This window comes from Leifsonia sp. NPDC058230, assembly GCF_042882245.1.
Lineage (GTDB): Bacteria > Actinomycetota > Actinomycetes > Actinomycetales > Microbacteriaceae > Leifsonia.
In genome coordinates this window covers 351252-369743 of record NZ_JBHVWM010000005.1, presented here as the reverse complement: position 1 = coordinate 369743, position 18492 = coordinate 351252, and the positions used below count along the sequence as shown (strand labels likewise).

The following is an 18492-nucleotide window of genomic DNA, read 5'->3' as shown; positions in this document are numbered from 1 at the left end:
GATCAGGGGATGCTGATGCGCTCGTTGTCGATGAGCCTGGTCGTTCCGAGCTGGGCGGCGACGAGCACGACGGCCGGGCCGCGGTACTCGGCGTCGACGCTCTGGAAGGTGTCCGGGTCGACGACCACGAGATAATCCAGCTTAACGGCTGGTTCGGCGTCGAGGGAGTCGCGGGCGGCCGCGAGCACCGCATCCACACCGCCGGCAGTTGCCGAGGCAGCCGCAGCGAGCGAGCGTGAGAGGGCGACGGCAGCCGTGCGCTGGGCGTCGTCGAGAAAGCGGTTGCGGCTCGAGAGGGCCAATCCGTCGCTCTCGCGCACGGTGTCGACGACGGCGATGGTCACGGGAAGATTCAGGTCTTGCACCATGCGACCGACGAGGTGAACCTGCTGGGCGTCCTTTTGGCCGAACACCGCCAGGTCGGGGCCGACGATGTTGAGCAGCTTGGCGACGACCGTGAGCATCCCGTCGAAGTGCCCAGGACGGATCGCGCCCTCGTACAGTGCGGCCACCGGACCGGCGACGACCCGCGTGTCGGGCGTGCCTTCGGGATACATCTCGGCGCCGCTCGGCGCGAACACGAAGTCGGCGAGCCCCTCGAGCTTCGCGACGTCGGCCTCGAGGGTGCGCGGGTAGCGATCGAAATCTTCGCCCGGGCCGAACTGAAGCGGGTTCACGAAGATCGAGACGACCACGATGCCGCCGAGATCCTTGGCCCGGTTGACGAGCTGCAGGTGCCCGTCGTGCAGGGCGCCCAACGTCGGAACGAACACCACCCGGGCATCCGGGGCGTCGGAGCTGCCCTCCCGCAATGCTTTCTCGCGCGCCGAAGCGATGCGCCCGCGCAGCTCGGCGATGGTGGTCACGACCTCAGGCATCTGCTCCCCTACGGCCGGCACCCCGGCGGGGCGCTCACGAAAACAGCCGGACATCCAGGCTACTCGCGCGGAGCGCCTGGTCCATCGTCATCAGCGTCGTCATCATCGCCGACGTCGACGCCGAGAGGCCCGAACTCGCCGAGCACGGCACCGGTGTCGAGCAGTGAGGGGGCCGACGACCGGGTGAGGGCGTTGTCCACGGCCGATCTCACCAGCGAACTGAGGAACGGGCCTGCGTTCTCGACGCCGATGTCGCGCAGGATGCCCGTGGCCTGGTCGACGATCGCCCGCGAGAACGAGGTGGCCGTCGCGATCGCCTCGGCGTAGGCGGCACGATCCGCTTCGGCGACGACGACGGGCTCCCCGCCCATCTCGACCACGAGCGCCTGGGCGATCGGGAGCACGGGTGCGGGTGCGGTCACCGCGAAGTAGCTCTCGGCGAGACGGGCGAGGTCGAGGCTCGTCCCGGTGAACTCGAGTGCCGGATGCACGGCGAGCGGAATCGCGCCGGCCGCCATCGCAGGCGCCAGCACCCCGACACCGTACCCGGGCGCGGTGTGGAGCACGATCTGCCCCGGCTGCCAGGTTCCGGTGGCCGCGAGCCCGGCGACCAGCCCCGGGAGTTCGTCGTCGGGAACGGCCAGGATCACCAGCTCACTGCGCTCGACGAGAACCGGGACATCGAGGATCGGAACACCCGGCAGCATCGCCTCGGCACGTTCCCGGCTCGCGTCGGACACGGCGGAGATGCCGACGATCGCGTGCCCCGCGCCGGCCAGTGCGGCTCCGAGCGTCGGGCCGACCTTGCCGGCGCCGACGATCCCGAGTCCGAGTCGTCCCGAACGCTGCATCACGATCCCTCTCGTTCGCTGTCGGAGGCGGCGGGCGCAGGCGCCGCCGTGGCCGCTGTGCTCGCCGTGGCCGCCGGAGCCGACGGTGCGACAGGCAGCTCGGGACGAACGTTCGGCACGGCGGTCGCGTCGAGCGACGCCCAGCGATGACTCCTGTCCGACTCCGCCGAGACGATCGCTCCCGCCGAGACCGTGTCGAAGAGAGCGACGCTCTGGTCGCGGTCGACCCCGGGCAGCCGCGGACGCACGGGCCCCGACACCGTGTGCAGGCGGGTGGAGGCGAGGCGCAGCATCCGGTCGATGGGTCCCTGCTCGATCTCGAGGCTCTGCAGGCGGGCGAGGGGAACGATGGCGAGGCTGCGCCAGACGACCCCTCGGCGCAGCAGGATGACGCCGTCGAGGATGCTGTAGCCGGTGCGCTGCCAGGAGAAGGGGCGGATCCACCGGGCGCGGCTCGGGCTTCCGACGAAGTCGTCGCGTCCCCGCGAGATCATGCCGGCGGAGATGACCGCGCGATGCTGTTCGGTGGCGAAGCCCGGGAGCACCAGCGAGAGCACGCGCGCGACGTCGTCGGCGTCGCCGACCGGAAGGATCGTCGTGTTGGCCTGCCCGGCGGCGCCCTTCTCCTTGGAATGTCCGGCGGTGTCGATGCGGATCTGCCACCAGCCGAACGGCCTCCACAGCAGCGGCTGCATCACCTCGACGGCGTGGATGCGGCCGGGAGGCAGCGTCTCATTGCTCGTGCTGAGCAGACCGAAGCCGACCCGCACTCCATCGGGGGTTCCAGCGATCGAGTAGCGGAGCGACTTCGTGAACCTGTTGACGTAGAAGCTGGCCGAGCCGATGAGACCCGGGAGAACGACGAACAGCAGCCAGTATCGGCCGGTCGAGGCGCCGACGATGAGCACGATGATGACGATGATGATGAAGATGGTGAAACCGCTCAGGATGAGCGACCCGAGCAGTCGCAGCGGCGGGATCTTGACGACCGACTGCGGCGGGGCGGCGTTCGGATCGAGCTCAGGCGCGAGGAATTCGTTGACGCGACGGTTCACCAGCCCGGAGACCGCTCCCGCAACTCCGCCGCTCGCGTCATCCACCCCCGCCGCACCCTGCGCGACGTCGGCCGCCTCCTGCTCGGCTGCCTTCACCCCTGAGGCCAGCCGCAGCACATCCGCCCGCAGCCCGTCGGCGAGCACCGAGCCGAGATAGCTCAGCTGAACGTTGGCATCGTGGCCGGCGACTGTGATGTCGAGTTTCGCGGCCCCGAAGATGCGGGCGAGCAGCGGGCGCACCACGTTGATGCCCTGGATGCGGTCGAGCCGCGCCTTGCGCTGGGTGCGGAAGAAGATGCCGCTGCGCACCTCGACCGCGTCACCCGTGATGCGGAAGGTGTGCATCCGCCACGACAGGTAGAACGCGCCGATGGCCGCGAGGAGCACCACCGCGACGGCGAGGAGAGCCCACCACTCCCAGCCCCGGTCGTAGATCTGGTCGATCGGGTCTCCGCTGTAGGAGGTCGGGGCGCCGATGAAGAAGTTGACGATGCGCTCACGCAGATTGGAGAGCACGAAACCGAGCACGGCCACGAAGAAGATCCCGCCGCGCAGCAGCGGTGTGGCCGGATGCAGCCGGTGCCACTCGCCGTCGGTGAACCGCTCGGCGGCCTTCTCCGATGCGCTCAGCGGGCCCCCCGGCAGGCCGTTCACAATCCCGCCCGCCTGCTCTCCGCCAGCTCGACGAGCCGGTCGCGCAGCTCCGACGCCTCCGCTTCGGGCAGGCCGGGGATGAGCACCCCGGTCGCCGCGGCGGCGGTGACGAACTTGAGGTCGGCGAGTCCGAGCATCCGGCCGACCGGCCCGCGGTTGATGTCGATGAGCTGCATGCGGCCGTACGGCACGGAGACGAAGCGCTGGAACATGATGCCGCGACGGAACAGGAGGTCGTCGTCGCGCATCCGGTAGCCGATGGACCTGGCGCGGCGCGGCGCGACGATGAGGCCGATCACGGTGATCACGACGACGGCGACGAGAAGCACCCAGCCCCAGTCCCAGCGGGCGACCAGCCAGAGGAAGGTCGCCGCGGCGGCCGCGATCAGGCCGGTGATGAGCGCGCCGACGATCACGACCACGACATACTTCGGCGACACGCGCTTCCAGTCGCCGACGGAGAGGTCAAGTCGAGTGGGCATGAGCGTTCTCCGGATCGTCGTCTTTGTCTTCCGGGGGGAGCCGGCACATGTGCTCTGCCACGAGTCCGGCGGCGAGCAAAATGGCCGCGCCGACCGTCGCCGTGACCGTGAACACGATCGAGGTGCTTGCCGGGATGACCGCACGGCTCAGCAGGTAGACCAGGAACCCGATCCCGCCTCCGGTGAGCAGGGCGCCGCTCAAGCTGCACGCCTTGGCGAGAACGACGACGCGCATGGCCTGGAACGGGTCGATGGGCCGCGCCGTTCTCCCTGCGCGGGGATGAGTGGCTCGCCGGATCGGCACCGCGAACGCGACCACGATCACCGCGATGGCGACGAGGGTGATCGGCAGGGTCAGCGGAGGGATGAAGACGGCGATCCCGCCTCCGGCCGCGGCCAGCTCGACGAGGAAGCCGACGACGGCTCCACCGACGGCGAGTGCGATCAGGGTCGTGGCCCTGGTGCGTTTCACGAGGCACCCCCGTCAGCCTGCGATGCCGGATACCGGGTCACGACGTCTGTTGCGCGGGCGGCGAGCGCCGCGACGGGGCCGTGCCCCGCGAGCACCGCATCCGGGTCGACGTCGAGCCACGGCACGAGAACGAAGGCGCGTTCGGCGGCTCTCGGATGCGGAAGGATCAGCCGGTCGTCGGAGGTCACCAGGCCGTCGAGGTCGACGATGTCGATGTCGAGCGTGCGGTCGCCCCAGCGCTCGTCACGCACCCGCCCGAAGTCGTTCTCGACGGCGTTGACGGCGTCGAGCAGGGCGAGCGGTGGGAGCACCGTGTGGATGCGTGCGACGGCGTTGAGGTAGGCGGGAGCGTCGTGATCCACCCCGGCCGGCTTGAGCGCCGGGGTCTCGTAGAGAGCCGACACCACCTCGACCCGGATGCCCGCCACCGCGTCGAGCGCCTCGAGCGCCGCGCGGATGGTCGCCTCCCGGTCCCCCAGGTTCGAACCGAGCGCGAGTACCCCGGGCACGCCCACCCGAAGCCGCTGAGGCTTGGGACGTACGCCGCCGGTCATGAGCGCTCCCTGAGGATGCGGACCGCGACGTCGTCGAAGGGCACCTCGATGGGCGCGTCCGGCTTGTGCACGGTGACCTCGACGGCGGTGACCTGCGGGTGGGCCAGCACTACGCCTGCGATGCGCTCGGCGACGACCTCGATCAGGTTGACGGGATCGCGGCGCACCGCATCCGCCACCTCGACCGCGAGCTCGCCGTAATGCAGGGTGGTCTCGACGTCGTCGCTGGCGGCAGGCGTGGCGAGGTCGAGCCACGCGGTGACGTCGATCACGAAGTCCTGCCCGTTCTCGCGTTCGAAGTCGTAGACGCCGTGGTGGGCCCGCACTCGCAGCCCGGTGAGGATGATCGAGTCGGTTCGGTGGGTCGAAGCTGGCCTAGTCATCGGTTCCAGCTTGCCATGCCCGGGCGACGTCGAGGGCGAGGCGGGTGGATGCGACATCGTGCACCCGCACGGCCCAGACACCGGCTTGGGCCGCGAGGGCGCTGATCACGGCGGTGGGCGCGTCCCGATCGACCGCGGATGCATCGTCGGGAAGGAGTGCGCCCAGAAAACGCTTGCGGGATGCGCCGATGAGCACGGGGTAGCCCAGCGTCTCGAAAGCGGCCAGGTTGCCGAGCACCTGCCAGTTGTGGTGGGCGTTCTTGGAGAAGCCCAGGCCGGGATCCACGATCAGCTTGGCGGGATCGATGCCGCGGCCGACGAGATCCGTGAGCCGGGCCGAGAGCTCGGACCGCACCTCGGCGACCGTGTCCGTGTACGTCGCGAGGGAGTCCATCGTGTCGCTCTGGCCGCGCCAGTGCATGACGACGTACTGGAGGCCGGTGTCGAGCACGGCCTGGGGCATCCCCTCATCGGCGAGGCCGCCGGAGACGTCGTTGATGATGGCGGCGCCCACATCGGCTGCCGCTCGCGCGGTCGACGCGTGCATCGTGTCGACGCTCACGGTGATCCCCCGCGCAGCGAGCGCCCTGATGACCGGCACGACGCGCTGCTGTTCCTCGACGGGGTCGACGCTGCGCGCTCCCGGACGGGTGGACTCGCCGCCGACGTCGATGATCTCGGCGCCCTCCTCGACCAGGTCGAGGGCGTGCGCGATGGCCGCCTCGGGCTCCAGCCAGAGACCGCCGTCGCTGAACGAGTCCGGCGTCACATTGAGGACGCCCATGATGAGCGTCACGCGACGTCACGCCCGATCAGGGCGACGATCTCGGCGCGCGCGGACGGCTCGGCCAGAGTGCCGCGCGAGGCGATCGTCACAGTGCTGCTGTCGGTCTGACGGGCGCCACGGGTGGTCACGCACTCGTGCTGCGCATCCAGGACGACCAGGACTCCGCGGGCGTCGGTGCCCTGCTCGATGGTCTCGGCGATCTGCTCGGTGAGCCGCTCCTGCACCTGCGGTCGTGCGGCGAGGGTCTCGATCAGGCGCGGGATGCGGCCCAGCCCGATCACGCGCTCCCCCGGCACGTAGGCAACATGCGCCACCCCGAGGAATGGAAGGAGGTGGTGCTCGCACACCGACCGGAAGTGGATGTCGCGCAGCAGTATCGTCTCGGCCTCGTGGCCCTCGAGGGGGACCGGATCGCCCAGTTCGGCGACCGGATCCCTGCCGACCCCCGCGAAGAACTCCTCGTACGCGTCGGCCACCCGGGACGGAGTCGTCTCGAGCCCGGGACGCGACGGATCCTCGCCGATGGCGGCGAGGATCTCGGCGACGGCTGCCTCGATGCGCGGACGATCGAATCCGGTCATGCGCGCTGCGGCTCTACGCGGTGGCCGGGCGCGGTTTGCGCACCGGGGCGCGCTTCGGCTTGACCGGCGGCTCGGAGTCGACGCCGCCGTCCACGGCGCCCGAGTCGATCGGGGCCTTGGTGCGGGGGTAGTCGATCGGCGGCACGTCGGAGAGCGGACGCTTGTCACTCGAGAGCCACAGGGGGCGCTCGGGCAGCTTCTCCACATCCTTGAAGATCTCAGCGATCTCGTTGTGGTCGAGCGTCTCGTGCTCGAGCAGTTCGGCGGCGAGCCGGTCGAGGATGGCACGGTTCGCGTTGATGACCTGCCAGGCCTCGTCGTGAGCCTTCTCGATGAGCGCACGCACCTCGGCGTCGACGCGCTCGGCGATCGTCTCCGAGTAGTCGCGCTGGTGGCCCATGTCGCGGCCGAGGAACATCTCGCCGTTGGCCTGGCCGAGCTTGACGGAGCCGATGTCGGCGCTCATGCCGTATTCGGTCACCATCTTGCGAGCGATTGACGTGGCCTTCTCGATGTCGTTCGAGGCGCCGGTGGTCGGGTCGTGGAACACGATCTCCTCGGCGACGCGGCCGCCCATCGCGTAGGCGAGCTGGTCGAGCAGCTCGTTGCGCGTCACGGAGTACTTGTCTTCCAGCGGCATGACCATCGTGTAGCCGAGGGCACGGCCACGCGGGAGGATCGTGATCTTGGTGACCGGGTCGGTGTGGCGCATCGCCGCGGCGGCGAGGGCGTGACCGCCCTCGTGGTACGCCGTCATCAGCTTCTCCTGGTCTTTCATCACCCGGGTGCGCTTCTGCGGGCCGGCGATCACACGGTCGACGGCCTCATCGAGAGCGCGGTTGTCGATGAGCTGGGCGTTCGAGCGCGCGGTGAGCAGCGCGGCCTCGTTGAGCACGTTCGCCAGGTCGGCGCCGGTGAAGCCCGGCGTCTTGCGGGCGAGCACTTCGAGGTCGACGGATGCGGCGAGCGGCTTGCCCCGCCCGTGCACCTCGAGGATCTTCTTACGGCCGAGCATGTCGGGCGCATCCACGCCGATCTGACGATCGAAGCGACCGGGGCGCAGCAGCGCAGGGTCGAGGATGTCGGGACGGTTGGTGGCCGCGATCAGGATGACGTTGGTCTTCGGGTCGAACCCGTCCATCTCGACGAGGAGCTGGTTGAGTGTCTGCTCGCGCTCGTCGTGACCGCCGCCGAGACCGGCACCGCGGTGACGGCCGACCGCGTCGATCTCGTCGACGAAGATGATGGCCGGCGAGTTCTCCTTGGCCTGCTGGAACAGGTCGCGAACACGGCTCGCGCCGACGCCGACGAACATCTCGACGAAGTCGGAACCGGAGATCGAGTAGAACGGAACACCGGCCTCACCTGCGACCGCGCGGGCGAGGAGGGTCTTGCCGGTTCCGGGAGGGCCGTAGAGCAGCACGCCCTTGGGGATGCGCGCGCCGACAGCCTGGAACTTGGCCGGCTCCTTGAGGAAGTCTTTGATCTCCTGCAGCTCTTCGATGGCCTCGTCGGACCCGGCGACGTCGTCGAAGGTGACCTTCGGCGACTCCTTGGTGACGAGTTTCGCCTTCGACTTGCCGAACTGCATGACCTTGTTGCCGCCGCCCTGCATGCCCGAAAGCATGATCCAGAAGAACACGCCGATCAGCAGCACGGGGATGAGGAAGCCGAGCGCCGAGAGCAGCCAGTTCGGCTGGGGGACCTCGTCGTCGAACCCCTTGCTCAGGTTGGCGCTGTCGACGGCCTTCACGATGTCTGGCCCGCGCGGTGTCACGTAGTAGAACTGCACCTGCTCACCGAGCGTCTTGTCGGCCTGCTTGAGCGTGAGGTCGACGCGGTTCTCACCGTCGACGATCTTCGCGCTAGCGACTTTGTCGTCTTGCAGGAGCTCCAGACCCTTCTGGGTCGACACCCCCTTGAACCCCGACATCGTGATCAGGCTCGAGCCGATCCACACGGCGACGATGGCAAGCACGATATAGAGGAAAGGCCCGCGGAAGATCTTCTTGGCGTTCATGGTGCTGCAAGGGTATCGCGCTGGGACTGTATGGCGGCTGCGTGTTCGCTTTGGGCGACACGAGCATCCGGGCAGGCGCTATTCAGCTGTAGACGGAAGGCGCGAGGATGCCGACGCCGCGCAGATTGCGGTACTTCTCTGCGTAGTCGAGGCCGTACCCGACGACGAACTGGTTGGGGATGTCGAAGCCGACGTATTTCACGTCGATCTCGACGCGCGCAGCCTCGGGCTTGCGCAGGAGGGCGACGATCTCGATGGACTCGGGGCCGCGGGAGTGCAGGTTGGCGAGCAGCCATGACAGGGTCAGACCCGAGTCGATGATGTCTTCGACGATCAGCACGGTCTTGCCCTGCAGGTCGGTGTCGAGGTCTTTGAGGATGCGCACGACGCCGCTGGAGGCCGTGCCGGATCCGTAGGAGCTGACAGCCATCCAGTCCATCGTCACGGGGATCTTCAACTCGCGGGCAAGGTCGGCCATCACCATGACGGCGCCCTTGAGCACGCCGATGAGGAGCACATCCTTGCCTGCGTAGTCGCGCTCGATCTCGCGACTCAGCTCGGCCAGGCGGGAGCGGATCTGCTCGTCGGTGATGAGAATCTCGGTCAGGTCGTCGTGAACGTCCGTGAGTTCCATGGGGGCGGTGCTGTCCTTACAGGTTGTCCGAAAAGATGAGCAGTCCGTTCTGCCTGACAACTCTAACGCCTGGCAGGCTGAGCGGTTTCTGCCCGTGCCAGTCGGTGATCAGCTCGGCGACCGCCAGCGTGTGCGCCCGGCTCAGCGACACCCCGAACTCGGCCGAGACCACCAGCCGGATGATCCGCTGTCTCAGCGCCGGCGGGTCGGCGGCGAGACCTCGCACGTCGAGCGCGACGGCGCCGTCTTCGGTCTGACTGACGAGTTCGAGCGCCCAGTCGAGGGCGAGTCCGTCGAGCGCCTCGTTGTCCTCGCGCAACTGGTCGGCCGTGCGCGCGAGCGCCTCGGAGACGCCGGGCCCGAGCTCGCGCTCGAGCACGGGGAGAACGGAGGCGCGAACACGCACACGCGCGTAGGCCGGGTCCTCGTTGTGCGGGTCGTCCCACGGCGCGATCCCGCTGTCGACGCAGAATGCCCGAGTGGTCTCCCGACGCACCGCGAGCAGTGGCCGCAGGAGCCGGCCGGTGTCGGGGAGCATCCCCTGGAGGCTGGTCGGTCCCGAGCCTCGGGCGAGACCGAGCAGAACCGTCTCCGCCTGGTCGTCGAGCGTGTGGGCGAGCAGGATGCGCTCCGCCTCGGTCTGGGCCAGTGCACGGTCGAACGCGGCGTGGCGGGCGGCTCGCGCGGCGGCCTCGGGGCCGGAGGCGTGCGCATCCACGCTCACCGTCTCGACGAGCACGGGGTCGAGGCCGAGCTCGCGCGCCTGCGCGGCGGCGCGCTCGGCGACCGCGGCGGAACCCGGCTGCAGATCGTGGTCGACGACGACGGCGCCCGCGCGGAATCCGGCGCGAGGGGCCTCGAACGCGAGGGCGGCGGCGAGCGCGAGCGAGTCCGCGCCGCCACTGAGGCCGACGAGAACCAGCGCGCCGGCGGTCAACGGATGCGGCCGGCGCGGACCGTGGTCATCGTGCGGGTCGGGTGCGGGCAGGGCAGCTGCGGTGGCGAGCGATTCGCGCACGGCGCGGCGCACGTCGGCGATCGGCGGAGTGAGGCGCGGGCGGCGCGACGACGGTGTCTCGAGCGGCGCGGCCGGGGGCGGCGTCGGCTGGGAATGGTCCGGTGAACCGTCAACGTGCATCCAGTAACGTTATTCCAGTCTTTTCAACACGAGGGAGAAACAGTCATGGCCGAATACGACGTCGTCGTAGAAATCCCCAAGGGAAGCCGCAACAAGTACGAGGTCGACCACGAGACCGGTCGCGTGTACCTCGACCGCGTGCTCTTCACGAGCTTCGTCTATCCGACCGACTACGGGTTCTTCGAGAACACCCTCGGGCTCGACGGTGACCCCGTCGACGCGCTCGTGCTGCTCGAGTACCCCGTGTTCCCCGGCGTCGGCGTCAAGGTGCGCCCGGTCGGCGTGCTCAACATGAGCGACGAGGCCGGCAGCGACGCGAAGGTCGTCGTCGTTCCCTACAAGGACCCGCGCTGGCAGCACATCCAGGACATCGACGACGTTCCGCAGCAGACGCGCAACGAGATCGAGCACTTCTTCACCCGCTACAAGGACCTCGAGCCCGGCAAGTGGGTCAAGATCGAGGGCTGGGGCGACGCCGCCGAAGCCGAGCAGATCGTGCAGGCCGGCTTCGCGAAGCTGGCGGAAGAGGGTCACTGACCCCGTCGCCGGCACCGAGCACACGAAGAACGCTCCCCGATCGCTGATCGGGGAGCGTTCTCTTCGTTCTCGGGGGCTCGCTATCCGGGTCGAGCGACCTGCTGCCAGGGTGAGCCCCAGACCGCCTGCTGCTTGACGACGTCACCGGTCTGGGGAGCGGCGATCATCTGCCCGTTCCCGATGTAGATGCCGACGTGGTAGAAGCTGCCTGGACCGCTGCCCCAGAAGATCAGGTCGCCGCGCTGACGCTGGCTGTACGGCACGATCTTGCCGCGGGCGGCGAGCGTGCGCCACTGGTCGTTCACCGAGTGGCTGCCGATATAGAGGCCTGCGTAGGCGTACGCCTTCATGGTGAGGCCGGAGCAGTCGAAGGTGCTCGGTCCAGCGCCACCCATCGCGTACGGCTTTCCGCGCTGGGCGTTCGCGTAGGCGATCGCCGTCTCGACGACGTTGCCGTTCGGCGGCGGCACCGGCGCTCCGTTGCCTCCGCCACCACTCGCCGGGGGCTTCGGGTGGGCTGCGGCGGCCGCCGCGGCAGCCTCGGCCTCGGCTTTGGCTTTGGCCGCTGCAGCAGCGGCCGCCTTGACCTTCTCGCCTTGCAGGTATGCCGCCTCAGTCGCAGCCGTCGTGTTCTTGAGCGTCGCCAGCTGTGCCACCAGCTCGGTGGACTTCGCCTGCTGGGTCGCGAGCGCGGCCTCGACCTTGGTCTGCGCATCCTCGGCCGCCGCCAGCGCGCTGCTCGCCTTGGTCGCGAGGTCTTCGCGGGCGGTCTTCGCGACCTTGGCCTGGGCGGTGAGCGACGCGGCGGTGTTCTTGTCGGTCGTCGCCTGCTCGTAGACCTGCTTCGACTGGTCGGTCAGCTTGGTCATGGTGCCGAGCTGGTAGAGCAGCTTGTCGGCCTCGGCCCCCGAGCCGCCGCCCTTCAGCATGAGATCGCCGGCGACGTTTCCGCCTCCGGATTTCGCCAGGTGGGAGGCCAGCAGGCCGGCACGCATCTGCGAGGTCTTGGCCTTCTCGGCCGCGGCGTCGGCCTGCTTGCCGAGATCGTCGGCCTTCGCGGACGCGGTTTCGAGCGCCGCTTTCGCCTCCAGGTAGGCCTCCGCCGCCTTGGCCTGCTGGATGCGCGCCGCATCCACCGAGGACTGCAGGCCCGTGATCAGGGTCGTGATGTTGTTCACCATCGCCTGCTGGTTGGCCTGACTGGCCTTGGCCTGCTGGACGTCGTTCCACGAGGGGTAGTCGACGGCGAACGCCGGAGGGGTGATGACGCCGATGGATGCGGTCACGACGCCCATGACGCCGGCGCCGATCGCGACGCCCGGGCGAATTCGGAATGCTTTCTCGTTGTCAGCCAAGAGGGGCCTGCCTTTGTCTCATGTACGGGATCCCGTCGATCTTGTTTCCGTTGATGCGCACCTCGTAGTGCAGGTGGCAGCCGGTGGAGTTGCCCGTGGTTCCGACGCGCGCGATCGGCTGACCGGCTCCGACGTGCTGGCCGTTGCCGACCATGATGCCGCCGTTGACGATGTGCGCGTATCCGGTCTGGACGCCGCTGCCGTGGTTGAGCAGCACGAAGTTGCCGTACGAGCCGTAGGGGCCGGCGTATTGCACCGTCCCGGCGTACGCCGCGTAGATCACGGCGCCGCACGACGCTCCGATGTCGATGCCCTGGTGGTAGGTGCTCCCGATGCCGCCGGGCGATGGCCGCGACCCGAATCCGTCGGTGATCGGTCCGTGTGCGGGAACGGCCCAGCCCTGCGGTCCGACGTAGCCGCCGGGGAGACCGCCCGAGCCCCGTGCCGCCGCCGCGGCTGCCGCCGCCGCCACTCCGGCCTGGTAGCCGGCGACGGTCTGCGCCGTCTTGTCTTGCAGGGCCGCGAGCTGCGCCTGCATGATGACGATCTGGGTCTGCTGCTCCGCCAGCTTGTCCTCGGCGGCCTTGGCGGCCGCAGTCGCGACCTTGAGGGCCGCCTCTGCTGCGATGCGGAGCTTCTCACGCTCGGCCTTCGCCACCTTGGCCTGCTCCGCGAGCGACTTCGCGGTGTTCTGGGCGGCCTTGGCGTCTTCGTAGACCTTGTTGGACTGCTCGGCGAGCCTGGACATGCTTCCGAGGTCGGCGAGCAGTTTGTCGGGGCTCTTGTCCGAGGCGCCGTTGCCGCTCAGGAACAGGTTGGCCGTGAGGTTGCGGCCGCCCGTACGGTAGAGCTGCGCTGCGAGCTTGCCGGCCTGCTGGCTCGCCGCCTCCGCCTTGGCCTGGCTGTCGTCGGCCTGCTTCTGGATCTGCTCGGCCCGGATGTTCGCTTCGTCGAACTTGGCCTCTGCCACCTGGAGTTCGAGTCCGCGTTTGACCGCCTCGGCCTGGGTGGCGGCGACCTCGTTCTTGAGCTGGCTGATTAGGTTGTTGATGTTGGTGACCTGCGCCGATGCGGCGGCCTCGTTCGCCTTCGCGTTCTGAACGTCCTGCCAGCTCGGATAGTCGGCATAAGCGGGGGCAGCGATCACGCCGACGGCGGCGACGACCGCGATGACGATTCCGGCGAGAGCCGCCCGTAGTCCACGTCGGCGCGCCACGGAGGGCCCGCGCGGGCGTGTCCGCCGGGCTTGGGGGGAGACCGTCTCAGTAGGTTTCATCGTTCCTCGAACCCGTCTGCTCGTGCGCGGCTTCAGTCGCATGAGTCACACGGATCCCGTTGTCAACGTCTGTCACTTTAGCAACAACAACTTTCTTAAGCCCAGTGTCGGCGGGCGAAAAGAGGTCGATCGAGAACGGGGGCGGCGTGTGAGAACACGGACGACCCGAGCGGTCGTCGATGCGAACGTATCCCGAGATAGGCTCGATTCCGTGGCGATTCGCTGGCTGGTCGCGGGATCGTCGACGGACTCGCGACAGCGCGCATCCGGGTCGCTGTACGGCGGCGACGTGCCCGGGCTGCACGACCGATTGGCATTTGTCCCGGGGATTCCGTATGCTTATGCGTCGGTGGTCATGCGGATCGCGGAAGCGTTTCGAGGCTGTCCGGCCCCATCGTTTAGTGGCCTAGGACGCCGCCCTTTCACGGCGGTAGCACGGGTTCGAATCCCGTTGGGGTCACTGGCACAACATATAATTGAACAGCTTCACTATGAGGCCCTGTAGCGCAGTTGGTTAGCGTGCCGCCCTGTCACGGCGGAGGTCGCGGGTTCAAGTCCCGTCAGGGTCGCCACGGCGCGAAGCCCTTCCGAGCGGATTTCCGCGAGCGAAGGGCTTCCGTCTAGAGGCCAGTCCTTCTGGCTTCGGCTCTGTAGCTCAGTTGGTAGAGCGTTCGACTGAAAATCGAAAGGTCACCGGATCGATGCCGGTCGGAGCCACTGGAACCCTCGCCTAGCTTCTACATGGCGGGGGTTTCTTGTTTCTAACAGTCGGTCACTCCGCATAAGCCCTGACTTCCGCGGCCCGGGTCGTCGCTACGGTATTGCGAAACGAGTGCGTCGACAGCTCCGGATAGCCGGAGGAAGCCGCGGCGCTAGGTGCCCGAAGCGAGCCAGGATACTCAGCCGAACAGGATCTTCAGGAGCCTCGGCGTGTAGGTCTCGGGTCCGGCGTTGTTCCAGTCCGACGCGAGCCAGATGCACCTCGTGAGCGCGGCTTGCTGCGTCGCGTCATCGACGTGACGCAGCTGAGTGGTGAGGAACGTGGTGCTGGGGACCGGTGGGAGGAGCCCAATCGCAGACCATGTCCGGATCGGTCGACAACATACCCGCCAGCGTCGGATCGTACGTGCCGTAACCTCTCGCGACAGGTCGCGATGTGCCCGGCCCGGACTTCCACGCCGGGTTGAGCACCAATGAACCATCCGGCGAAACGAACGTCTCCTGGCCGGAGAAGAGCACATCGCAGCTGGATGGCAGCCCATCGACGACATTCGGCGTTGTGGCAGGCGCGGGCGCGCTCGCCGGGCTCGAATTCCTTGATGGCGTTGGCGCGCTTGCGGCCAGCGTACTGCAACCCGAAAGGGCCAGAACCACGATGCAGACAATGGCAGACGCGGCAAGCTTCACACCGATGACACTAGCGGCGCGCTCCTGCAAGAAGCCGAAGCTCTCACCGGCGCCGGAGAGCCATCTGGTGAACGTGCACCACCAGGACACCCTGCGTTGACCCGTTGAAACCGCCGCAAGCGAAACGTGAGCCTGCGCACCCGCTGGCAGAGGCGCGAAGTAGCAGGCCGGTCAGACCAGGAACAGACCGTCGAGCAGCCCGGGGTTGTGTGCGTGCACGAGCACGAGGAAGACCACGGCGTCGAAGAGCAGGTGGACGGTCACGACGTACGTCAAAGACCGCGTGCGCTTGAAGATGTATGCCTGCACCAAGGCGAACGGGATCGTGAGCAGTGGACCCCAAGCCTGGTAACCGAGTTCCCACAGGAACGAGACGAAAACCGTCGCCTGGAGCAGGTTGGCCTGCCAGTCGGGGAAGTGACGTCGCAGGAGGGTGAAGACGATGCAGATGAAGAACAGCTCATCCCAGATTCCCACCGCGCCCACACCGACGAACAGCCGCGCGATCATTTCCGGGGTGTCCACCACCGGCCAGTTCATGTAGACGCCCGAGGTGATGAAGTAGAAGGGCAGAACGAGCCAGCCGATGGCCAGCACCGCGAACAGCCAGGTCCACTGGAACGCGGTCCAGCGTCCGCCGCGCCGCCACGGGAAGCGAATCGCGTGATCACGGAACACGAACCGCGACACGACGTACGGGACCACGACCGCGCCTCCCAGCCCCACTGCGAACCGCACGAACGCGACGTTGTCGAGCTCTGCCGCCAACGGAATGGAGCTGACGATCAGCAGTGCGAGCGCGATCAGCGACAGGTCGCGCACCAGACTCGGCGTGCGCGACCGTATGCTCTCGGGCTGCCAAGCGGGAGACGCGCCGGCGGTCTCGGCCTCGGCATCCGAGCGGGATCGCATGAGCCAGGCCGCGAGCAAGCCTGCCGCAAGCAGCGCCCACCCGATCCAGGGGATCCGCACCACGAAGAAGGCCGGAGCCGCGAGGCACACGAGGAACGCCGGGATCAGCCCTACCGACATCAAGGGGCGGGTGCCGAGAATGGCAGCGGTGTGAGCGGGCACGCCCTCAGTCTCTCAGTAGCGCTTGCGGCCGCGTCGCCTCGTAATCAGCACCACCACAATCACAGTCGCCACGACTGCTCCAACGATCACCAATCCCAACCACTTGGACGTCAGGACGACAAGCGCCGTCGTGTCGTCGCACCACGACTGACCGCTCGGTGGAGCCGTCGCGCACGAATCCATCAGCATGCCGACAGCATGCCAGCCCGCGGCCAGCAGTTTCCGTGAAGCGCAGACGGGGATCATCAGGTGATCGCCGCAGCTGGACGAGCAGCTCGGATCTGGAGATCCGAGATAATGGAGCGTGTCCTCCTCCGTCGAACGCCGCTCTAATCCCGTTGCCTGGGCCGCGTTCTGGTTCGCGCTGGCCGGCCTTGTACTCATGCCCATCCCGCTGTTCATCGGACTGCAACGGACGCGACCGTGACTCGGGAGGGACTGCGCGCTGAAGGATCCTCATGCGCTCTGAGCGGATGAAGCTCAGGAGCCGCTGTTGACGAGCCTCGTACGGACACTAAACTCGGCTTCACCGCCACGCGAGACCGGAGAAGCAGACGATGAGTGATGGCTCTGGACCCATCGATGCCGACGAGCTTCACGGCCCCGAATGGGCGGATTGGGAACCGCCGCGACAGCCGTCAACGGTCAGAGCCTCGCCGTCGCCGCAGGCCGGTTCGACAGGGGGCAAGCAAAGCTAGGACGTGTCGCCATGGTCATGGCGATCTGCGTTGCGGCGGTATCTGTGGTTTGGTCCGTGTTCGTCGGGCTTCTCGCAACCACGATCTACCAATACAACGACGTGTCACCTCAGAACGTGCGCGTGGGCTTCAACGCTCAACCCAACTCGCTCGCAGCAGGAATCCAGATCCTGCTGGGTTCAGTGTTCGGCATCTGGGCACTCGTCCAAGGAATCGTCGCGACCTCAACGAACCGAGGACGTAAGTTCGGGGTAGTGGCTATCATCGTTGCCGGCGCCGCGCCAGTCCTCAGCGTGATCGTATGGGTCGTATTCGGACTCTTCTTCGGGACCCACGTCACCCTGTAGCGAAGTAACAGCACTCACCCCCGTCCGGTACGGATCCCTAAACGAACGCGACGGGCGCACCCTGCGTTGGGGGGCTCGGTATCCTTTCCCGTGACCCAATTTGTCCGATTCTGTCGGCGATACACGTGAGAAGTGGCTTGGTCAGGAGGCCTAGGTGCGAGTTGGTGACTTCTTTGTCTTGATGCCGGACCCGGCCTCATGGGACAGCTCGTCAGAGATTGAGCAGCTGAACGAGGAACTGATCGAGCGCATAGCCCAAGGACCTATTGCGGAGGCGCCGGATATCGAGGTCGCTGTCGCCCTCGCGCGTCTCGCTCACGAAGAGTTCCAGGGCTACGGCACGGGTGGAGACCACCGCATCACGGACGAGCAATCCGGATTGGTCCTCCGTGCGTTGAAAGCCGTTCTGCGGAGGTTGAACATCGACTCGTTCAATCCGCCCTATAGGAATTTCGGCACCTTCTATAGCCACTGGCGGCGGGCGGGGGCAACTGGCAGCGGTGGATGGCAGGCTCGCCGCGACATCTTGGACGAAGACTTTGAGCCTCTTCATCAGTTGCTCGACGAGCGAGAGGCTGGCTCCATTGCATCCAGCCTTGCGGACCCCATCTCGCCACGCGGTAGTACCGGTTGGTCCAGGGTCGACGAGGAGATTTCTGAACTTCGCCGGCATTTCGAGAGCGCCAGCACAGAACAGGACTACCGCAATGTTGGGAACGATTGTGTCGCGGTCCTCGAGGCGCTGAGCGCCGCAGCGTATGACCACGCCCTGCACGGGCCGGAAGGCACCGATGAGCCGCCTATACCGAGCACCAAAGAACGCTTGAACAGGTACATCGAGGCGATGCTACCGGGATCCGAGAACGCGGAACTGCGCAAGCTCGCCCGAGCTTCAATCGAGCTGGCACAAGCCGTGAAGCACAGAGCATCAGGAGACCGGGTGGCCGCCGGTGTGGCCGCCGATTCGGTCATCATGCTCTCGAATCTCCTGCGCCGCATCGACCCGACCGCCTAGGCCGACACGAATGCCGGCATTTCGCCGTTCGGTGACGACGCTGTGATGCGGACGGTTTGCTCGCCGATCCTGTGATGCGCTCAATCTAGCGATGCGCTGTGAGAAGCTCACTGAGTTCGACACATCTAACGAGGGGTACCGATGGCACGGATGAAACGACCAGGCCAGGGAGATGTTGCGCCACCACCCGAATCCGGATACCCCAGCGCTGCCGACATTCCAACGTTCAAAAAACTGAAAGAACAGGCCGCCGGCCTTCGTGCTCTGCGATCTTCAAGCCCTCCCTCCGCAAGG

At 67.5% G+C, this 18492-nt stretch carries 20 protein-coding genes and 3 tRNA genes; 7 read left to right on the top strand and 16 right to left on the bottom strand.

Features of this window, described 5'->3' with window-relative positions; translation table 11 throughout:
* Window positions 1-2: 2 nt before the first annotated feature.
* The 12 genes from panC to tilS all read right to left on the bottom strand — a co-directional run bounded on the left by panC (window position 3) and on the right by tilS (window position 10489).
* On the bottom strand, window positions 3-878 hold the full coding sequence (panC, locus tag ACFVV0_RS17765; protein ID WP_387066084.1) for a pantoate--beta-alanine ligase: 876 nt from the start codon (window positions 876-878) through the stop codon (window positions 3-5).
* Window positions 879-937: 59 nt separating this feature from the next.
* A complete protein-coding gene (locus ACFVV0_RS17760) occupies window positions 938-1729 on the bottom strand; it encodes a Rossmann-like and DUF2520 domain-containing protein (RefSeq protein WP_387066366.1) in 792 nt (263 codons plus the stop codon).
* Window positions 1729-3438: a PH domain-containing protein gene (locus ACFVV0_RS17755; RefSeq protein ID WP_387066081.1), complete on the bottom strand. Its 1710-nt coding sequence runs from the start codon at window positions 3436-3438 to the stop codon at window positions 1729-1731. Before ACFVV0_RS17755 ends, ACFVV0_RS17760 begins: the two co-directional genes overlap by 1 nt.
* Window positions 3435-3920 carry a PH domain-containing protein gene (locus ACFVV0_RS17750; RefSeq protein ID WP_387066078.1) on the bottom strand — a complete coding sequence of 162 codons (486 nt, stop codon included), beginning with the start codon at window positions 3918-3920 and terminating at the stop codon, window positions 3435-3437. The genes ACFVV0_RS17755 and ACFVV0_RS17750 overlap by 4 nt, the downstream gene beginning before the upstream one ends.
* Window positions 3904-4392: a DUF3180 domain-containing protein gene (locus tag ACFVV0_RS17745; protein WP_387066076.1), complete on the bottom strand. Its 489-nt coding sequence runs from the start codon at window positions 4390-4392 to the stop codon at window positions 3904-3906. The genes ACFVV0_RS17750 and ACFVV0_RS17745 overlap by 17 nt, the downstream gene beginning before the upstream one ends.
* Window positions 4389-4946 carry a 2-amino-4-hydroxy-6-hydroxymethyldihydropteridine diphosphokinase gene (folK, locus tag ACFVV0_RS17740; RefSeq protein WP_387066073.1) on the bottom strand — a complete coding sequence of 186 codons (558 nt, stop codon included), beginning with the start codon at window positions 4944-4946 and terminating at the stop codon, window positions 4389-4391. Before folK ends, ACFVV0_RS17745 begins: the two co-directional genes overlap by 4 nt.
* On the bottom strand, window positions 4943-5329 hold the full coding sequence (gene folB, locus ACFVV0_RS17735) for a dihydroneopterin aldolase (RefSeq protein ID WP_387066070.1): 387 nt from the start codon (window positions 5327-5329) through the stop codon (window positions 4943-4945). Before folB ends, folK begins: the two co-directional genes overlap by 4 nt.
* A complete protein-coding gene (folP, locus tag ACFVV0_RS17730; protein ID WP_387066067.1) occupies window positions 5322-6113 on the bottom strand; it encodes a dihydropteroate synthase in 792 nt (263 codons plus the stop codon). Before folP ends, folB begins: the two co-directional genes overlap by 8 nt.
* An 8-nt stretch (window positions 6114-6121) precedes the next feature.
* Window positions 6122-6697 carry a GTP cyclohydrolase I FolE gene (gene folE / locus ACFVV0_RS17725; protein WP_387066065.1) on the bottom strand — a complete coding sequence of 192 codons (576 nt, stop codon included), beginning with the start codon at window positions 6695-6697 and terminating at the stop codon, window positions 6122-6124.
* A 13-nt stretch (window positions 6698-6710) separates the two neighbouring features.
* Window positions 6711-8717, bottom strand: coding sequence for an ATP-dependent zinc metalloprotease FtsH (gene ftsH, locus ACFVV0_RS17720; protein WP_387066062.1), 2007 nt, complete (start codon window positions 8715-8717; stop codon window positions 6711-6713).
* An 82-nt stretch (window positions 8718-8799) separates the two neighbouring features.
* Window positions 8800-9351, bottom strand: coding sequence for a hypoxanthine phosphoribosyltransferase (gene hpt, locus ACFVV0_RS17715; protein ID WP_387066059.1), 552 nt, complete (start codon window positions 9349-9351; stop codon window positions 8800-8802).
* A gap of 16 nt (window positions 9352-9367) precedes the next feature.
* A complete protein-coding gene (gene tilS, locus ACFVV0_RS17710; protein ID WP_387066056.1) occupies window positions 9368-10489 on the bottom strand; it encodes a tRNA lysidine(34) synthetase TilS in 1122 nt (373 codons plus the stop codon).
* A 45-nt stretch (window positions 10490-10534) separates the two neighbouring features.
* On the opposite strand from tilS, the gene ppa reads away from it, so the two are divergent.
* Entirely contained in the window at window positions 10535-11026 is a 492-nt protein-coding gene (gene ppa / locus ACFVV0_RS17705; protein ID WP_387066053.1) for an inorganic diphosphatase, read from the top strand.
* Window positions 11027-11106: 80 nt separating this feature from the next.
* On the opposite strand, the gene ACFVV0_RS17700 is transcribed toward ppa, so the two are convergent.
* Together ACFVV0_RS17700 and ACFVV0_RS17695 are read right to left on the bottom strand one after the other, a co-directional pair.
* Complete coding sequence (locus ACFVV0_RS17700; RefSeq protein WP_387066051.1) at window positions 11107-12381, bottom strand: NlpC/P60 family protein; 1275 nt, start codon at window positions 12379-12381, stop codon at window positions 11107-11109.
* The gene (locus tag ACFVV0_RS17695; RefSeq protein WP_387066049.1) at window positions 12374-13597 is read right to left on the bottom strand and encodes a peptidoglycan DD-metalloendopeptidase family protein; all 1224 of its coding nucleotides are present in this window, start codon (window positions 13595-13597) and stop codon (window positions 12374-12376) included. The genes ACFVV0_RS17700 and ACFVV0_RS17695 overlap by 8 nt, the downstream gene beginning before the upstream one ends.
* A 447-nt stretch (window positions 13598-14044) precedes the next feature.
* Here ACFVV0_RS17695 and ACFVV0_RS17690 point away from each other — a divergent pair.
* The 4 genes from ACFVV0_RS17690 (at window position 14045) to ACFVV0_RS17675 (ending at window position 15164) form a co-directional block, all read left to right on the top strand.
* Window positions 14045-14117, top strand: a tRNA-Glu gene (locus ACFVV0_RS17690).
* A 35-nt stretch (window positions 14118-14152) separates the two neighbouring features.
* A tRNA-Asp gene (locus ACFVV0_RS17685) sits at window positions 14153-14229 on the top strand.
* Between the two features lie 72 nt (window positions 14230-14301).
* Window positions 14302-14374 (top strand) — tRNA-Phe (locus ACFVV0_RS17680).
* Between the two features lie 439 nt (window positions 14375-14813).
* Window positions 14814-15164, top strand: coding sequence for a hypothetical protein (locus tag ACFVV0_RS17675; RefSeq protein ID WP_387066047.1), 351 nt, complete (start codon window positions 14814-14816; stop codon window positions 15162-15164).
* A 71-nt stretch (window positions 15165-15235) separates the two neighbouring features.
* Here ACFVV0_RS17675 and ACFVV0_RS17670 read toward each other — a convergent pair whose 3' ends face one another.
* Both ACFVV0_RS17670 and ACFVV0_RS17665 read right to left on the bottom strand, forming a co-directional pair.
* Complete coding sequence (locus ACFVV0_RS17670) at window positions 15236-16096, bottom strand: type II CAAX prenyl endopeptidase Rce1 family protein (RefSeq protein WP_387066364.1); 861 nt, start codon at window positions 16094-16096, stop codon at window positions 15236-15238.
* Between the two features lie 54 nt (window positions 16097-16150).
* The gene (locus ACFVV0_RS17665; RefSeq protein ID WP_387066044.1) at window positions 16151-16528 is read right to left on the bottom strand and encodes a hypothetical protein; all 378 of its coding nucleotides are present in this window, start codon (window positions 16526-16528) and stop codon (window positions 16151-16153) included.
* 319 nt (window positions 16529-16847) lie between these two features.
* On the opposite strand from ACFVV0_RS17665, the gene ACFVV0_RS17660 reads away from it, so the two are divergent.
* Complete coding sequence (locus ACFVV0_RS17660; RefSeq protein WP_387066042.1) at window positions 16848-17183, top strand: hypothetical protein; 336 nt, start codon at window positions 16848-16850, stop codon at window positions 17181-17183.
* Window positions 17184-17337: 154 nt separating this feature from the next.
* Entirely contained in the window at window positions 17338-18198 is an 861-nt protein-coding gene (locus ACFVV0_RS17655) for a hypothetical protein (protein WP_387066039.1), read from the top strand.
* Window positions 18199-18492 lie beyond the last annotated feature (294 nt).